Below are 4,570 nucleotides of genomic sequence, written 5' to 3'. Positions count from 1 at the left end.
CGATCAGCGTCGCTCGGCCAAACACCTGTATCCGCTGCTCGCCGCCGGACTCGCCGAGTCGGTGCTGGCGGCGCGCACCGGCGCCAAGCTCCGTGGCGGGCCGGCGACACTGCAGCGGGTGCGCGTGCGACCGGCCGGATCAGCCGAACCGGCCACCGCCGTCGAGGCGTTCGGCACCTACCGGCGCGGCCGGCGCACCCACGCGCTGGCCTGCCGTATCGAGCGGGTGGCCGCAACCGGACCCGAATGCACGGCCTGGCAGATTGTCGCCCTGCACATCGGCTGAGGGCCGGTCGGGCGACCGCGGCCCAGTTCCGGCTACCCGGCACTGTACTTCTCCACCAGCACGTCCTTGTACAGCTTGCCGGCGGCGCACATGCCGCCAGTGTCGCCAAGGCGTACGCCTCCGATGCTCAGGTTCACCTGGGAACACGACCTGCACCTGTACCTGCGGCGCGCACGGACCGACGCACTGCTGTACGGGGACGCCGTCTTTCACCGGGAGCAGCTGTGCCGATCGCTGGAGGCTGCGAACGCCTAGGCGGTCTTGACCGGCCGCAACCGCGACGCCAGCGCGGCCGGCGAATCAGCTCTTGCGCGTCTTGGGGGGTTTGGGTCCGCGGCCTTCGCGGCGGGCCGCCTCCCGGCGCTCACGCCGCGATGCCGCACCCGCCGGCTGCAGGTCGCGGCTGCGCCGCACCTGCGCGGAGCCGTCCTCGTCGGGACCGGAGTACGTCAGGCCCGCGGTGCCGTCGGCGCCGTCGGCGCCATTGGCCCCGTCGACTCCCTTGGCGCGCAACCCGAACTGCGCCAACCCCTCCGGGGCGTCCACCGGTGCCACCTGCGGCTGGGTGGGCGCGGCCTCGACGGCGACGTTGAACAGGAAGCCGACCGACTCCTCCTTGAGGCCCTCGAGCATGCCGGTGAACATGTCGTAGCCCTCGCGCTGGTATTCCACCAGCGGGTCGCGCTGAGCCATCGCCCGCAGCCCGATGCCCTCCTTGAGGTAGTCCATCTCGTAGAGGTGTTCGCGCCACTTGCGGTCCAGGACCGACAACAGCACGCCGCGTTCGAGCTCCCGCATGGCCCCGGCACCCGCCTTGCCGTCGACCTCGGCCTCGCGTGCGGCATAGGCGTTCTCGGCGTCGGCGATCAGCGCCTCCAGCAGTTCCTCGCGGGTCAGGTCGTCGGCCTCGCCCACGTCGGCGGCGTGCAGCAGGTCGTGATAGTCGATGCCCACCGGGTACAGCGTCTTCAGCGCGGTCCACAACTGCTCCAGGTCCCAGTCCTCGGCGTAGCCCTCGGACGTGGCGCCGTTGACGTAGGCGGTGATCACGTCGACGAGCATGTCGTGGGCCTGCTCGGCCAGGTTCTCGCCGTCGAGGATGCGCCGGCGCTCGGCGTAGATCACCTTGCGCTGCTGGTTCATCACCTCGTCGTACTTCAGCACGTTCTTGCGGATCTCGAAGTTCTGCTGCTCGACCTGGGTCTGGGCGCTCTTGATCGCCCGGTTGACCATCTTGGCCTCGATCGGCACGTCGTCGGGCAGGTTGAGCCGGGTCAGCAGCGACTCCAGCGCCGCACCGTTGAACCGTCGCATCAACTCGTCGCCCAGCGACAGGTAGAACCGCGACTCCCCCGGGTCGCCCTGCCGGCCGGATCGGCCGCGCAGCTGGTTGTCGATACGCCGGGACTCGTGCCGCTCGGTGCCCAGCACGTAGAGCCCGCCGGCCTCGCGGACCTGCTCGGCCTCGGCCTCGGCCTCCGCCCGGATCTTCTCCAGGACCTCGTCCCAGGCGGCCTCGTACTCGTCAGGGGTTTCGACCGGGTCCAGTCCCTGGCTGCGCAGCCGCTGGTCGGCCAGGAAGTCCGGGTTGCCGCCGAGCACGATGTCGGTGCCGCGGCCTGCCATGTTGGTCGCCACGGTGATCGCACCGCGCCGGCCGGCCTCGGCGATGATGTGCGCCTCGCGCTCGTGCTGCTTGGCGTTGAGCACGTTGTGCGGGATCCGCCGCTTGGTCAGCTGTTTGGACAGGTACTCCGAGCGCTCCACGCTGGTGGTGCCGATCAGCACCGGCTGACCCTTCTCGTACCGCTCGACGAGGTCGTCTACGACCGCGGCGAATTTGGCCTCTTCGGTCTTGTAGATCAGGTCGATCTGGTCGGTGCGCACCATCGGTTTGTTGGTCGGGATGGGAACCACGCCCAGCTTGTAGATCTCGTGCAGCTCGGCGGCCTCGGTCTCGGCGGTGCCGGTCATCCCGGCGAGCTTGTCGTAGAGCCGGAAGTAGTTCTGCAGGGTGATGGTGGCCAGCGTCTGGTTTTCGGCCTTGATCTCCACCTGCTCCTTGGCCTCGATGGCCTGGTGCATGCCCTCGTTGTAGCGCCGTCCCACCAGCACCCGGCCGGTGAACTCGTCGACGATGAAGACTTCGCCGTTTCGGACGATGTAGTCCTTGTCGCGGTTGAACAGCTCCTTGGCCTTCAGGGCGTTGTTGAGGTAGCTGACCAGCGGCGAGTTGGCCGCCTCATACAGGTTGTCGATCCCGAGCTGGTCCTCGACGAACTCCACCCCGAGCTCGTGCACCCCGATCGTGCGCTTGCGCAGGTCGACTTCGTAGTGGACGTCCTTCTCCATCAACGGCACGATCCGGGCGAACTCGGTGTACCAGTGGGAGCTGCCGTCGGCCGGCCCGGAGATGATCAGCGGGGTGCGGGCCTCGTCGATCAGGATGGAGTCGACCTCGTCGACGATGGCAAAGTTGTGCGGACGCTGCACCAGCTGGTCCAGCGAATGCGCCATGTTGTCACGCAGGTAGTCGAAGCCGAACTCGTTGTTGGTGCCGTAGGTGACGTCGGCGTTGTAGGCGACCCGCCGCTCGTCCGGGGTCATCGACGACAGGATCACCCCGACCTCCAGGCCCAGGAACCGGTGCACCCGGCCCATCCACTCGCTGTCGCGCTTGGCCAGGTAGTCGTTGACGGTGACGACGTGCACGCCCTTGCCGGCGATCGCGTTGAGGTAGGCCGGAAGCACACAGGTCAGGGTCTTGCCCTCGCCGGTCTTCATCTCGGCGACGTTGCCGTAGTGCAGCGCGGCGCCGCCCATCAGCTGGACGTGGAACGGCCGCTGGGTCAGCACCCGCCAGGCCGCCTCGCGGGCCACCGCGAACGCCTCCGGCAGCAGGTCATCGAGGGATTCGCCACCTTGGTGCCGCTCCCGGAACTCGTCGGTCTTGGCCCGCAGTTCGGCGTCGGTGAGGGCCGCGGCATCGTCGGCCAGCGTGTCGATGTAGTCGGCGACCTTCCTGAGCCGTTTGACCATCCGGCCTTCACCAAAACGCAGCAACTTGGACAGCACGGCTGGTCCCCTACTCAGTCTTCGTCTATTACGAGCGCCACCCATGGTAGGTGACGCCGCTGCGCAGCACGGTTTTGCCGCGGCCGAGCAGTGTCAGGACGGCTTTTCCGCGGCGCCGGGCCGGGCGGCGTCAGACCAATCGGATCAGGCCGTAGTCGTAGGCGTGGCGGCGGTAGACCACCGACGGCTGGTCGGTCTCCTTGTCGTGGAACAGGAAGAAGTCGTGTCCGACCAGTTCCATCTCATACAGCGCGTCGTCGACTGACATCGGCGTGGCGGCGTGCTCCTTGGTGCGCACTATCCGGCCCGGCTCGTGCGCGTACGCGTGCCCGTCGGTGTGCGCGGAGCCGTGCCGGTCCGGTTCGGCGGTGCCGTCCCGGTTGAACGCCGCGGCCAGGAACTCCGGGTCCGGCGCCGTCGCCCCGGTCGCCTCGGCCACCGACAACGGCGTCTTGTCGCCGTAGGAGACGTTGCGGCGGTCCTTGTGGCGGCGAAGCCGGCCCTCCAGCCGGTCGAGTGCAGCCTCGAATGCGGCGTAGAAACTGTTGGCGCGGGCCTCGCCGCGGATCACCGGTCCGCGACCGTGCGCGGTGATGTCGATCTGCTGGCAGGACTTTCGTTGCCGGCGGTTGTTGGCGTGTTTGAGCTCGACGTCGAACAGCCGAATGGAGCGGTCCAACCGCTCCAGCCTGGCCAGCTTCTGCGCGACATAGACCCGGAAGTGGTCCGGTATCTCCACGTTGCGACCCTTGACCACGATCTCCGCGCCGGTCGACTGCTCCGGGCTGTCGTCGACGTCGACCTGCGTACGGCTGGTTTCCACGAATTGATTTGCCATACTCGACACTCTTTTCTCGTCGTCTCGACCACGTATTGCTGCGCCTCTACGGTCCAGCGAACCCCTTGATGACGACCGTAGCCATGGCGCCGGATACGTGCCACCGGTTTGACGGACCCGTTGCCGGTTGGTTGCCGCGGCGGCATCAAGCGGCGGCGATCACGAGCGCGGCGATAACCCGAACGCCCCCGGCGCCCAGCACCCGCACCGACTCGGCGAGGGTGGCGCCGGTGGTGACGACGTCGTCGATGATCACGACGTCACCACCGGTGGCGGGCAGCCGGCGGCGGTTCAGCAGCACCCGGCCGGCGATATTGCGTTCCCGGGCGCCACTGCCCAGCCCGACCGAGTCGCGGGTCAGCGCCCGCGCT

General features: G+C 68.3%; 5 protein-coding genes. 2 read left to right on the top strand and 3 right to left on the bottom strand.

The window, feature by feature from the left end:
- Nucleotides 1-286: Rv3235 family protein (locus DQP56_RS22655; protein ID WP_112689242.1), on the top strand; the 286-nt coding region annotated here is incomplete at its 5' end.
- A 123-nt stretch (nt 287-409) separates the two neighbouring features.
- Nucleotides 410-541 carry a hypothetical protein gene (locus DQP56_RS22650; RefSeq protein WP_435673904.1) on the top strand — a complete coding sequence of 44 codons (132 nt, stop codon included), beginning with the start codon at nt 410-412 and terminating at the stop codon, nt 539-541.
- A gap of 45 nt (nt 542-586) precedes the next feature.
- Here DQP56_RS22650 and secA read toward each other — a convergent pair whose 3' ends face one another.
- From secA to DQP56_RS22635, 3 genes are all read right to left on the bottom strand, one after another.
- Complete coding sequence (secA, locus tag DQP56_RS22645) at nt 587-3,361, bottom strand: preprotein translocase subunit SecA (RefSeq protein WP_112689240.1); 2,775 nt, start codon at nt 3,359-3,361, stop codon at nt 587-589.
- Between the two features lie 130 nt (nt 3,362-3,491).
- Nucleotides 3,492-4,199 (bottom strand): ribosome hibernation-promoting factor, HPF/YfiA family, encoded by a 708-nt coding sequence (hpf, locus tag DQP56_RS22640; protein ID WP_112689238.1) that lies wholly within the window; start codon nt 4,197-4,199, stop codon nt 3,492-3,494.
- Nucleotides 4,200-4,344: 145 nt separating this feature from the next.
- The coding region (locus DQP56_RS22635) for a ComF family protein (protein ID WP_286167802.1) at nt 4,345-4,570 on the bottom strand (226 nt) is incomplete at its 5' end.

It is taken from the genome of Mycolicibacter senuensis, from assembly GCF_003284925.1.
In the GTDB taxonomy this organism is placed as follows: Bacteria; Actinomycetota; Actinomycetes; order Mycobacteriales; family Mycobacteriaceae; genus Mycobacterium; species Mycobacterium algericum_A.
The sequence above is the reverse complement of the archived record's forward strand: the minus strand, read 5'-3'. Positions and strand labels throughout refer to the sequence as shown.

Excerpts from the sequence above, each read along its gene's own strand:
- DQP56_RS22650 (WP_435673904.1), top strand. The coding sequence starts at position 410 with ATGCTCAGGTTCACCTGGGAACACGACCTGCACCTGTACCTGCGGCGC.
- hpf (WP_112689238.1), bottom strand. The coding sequence starts at position 4,199 with ATGGCAAATCAATTCGTGGAAACCAGCCGTACGCAGGTCGACGTCGAC.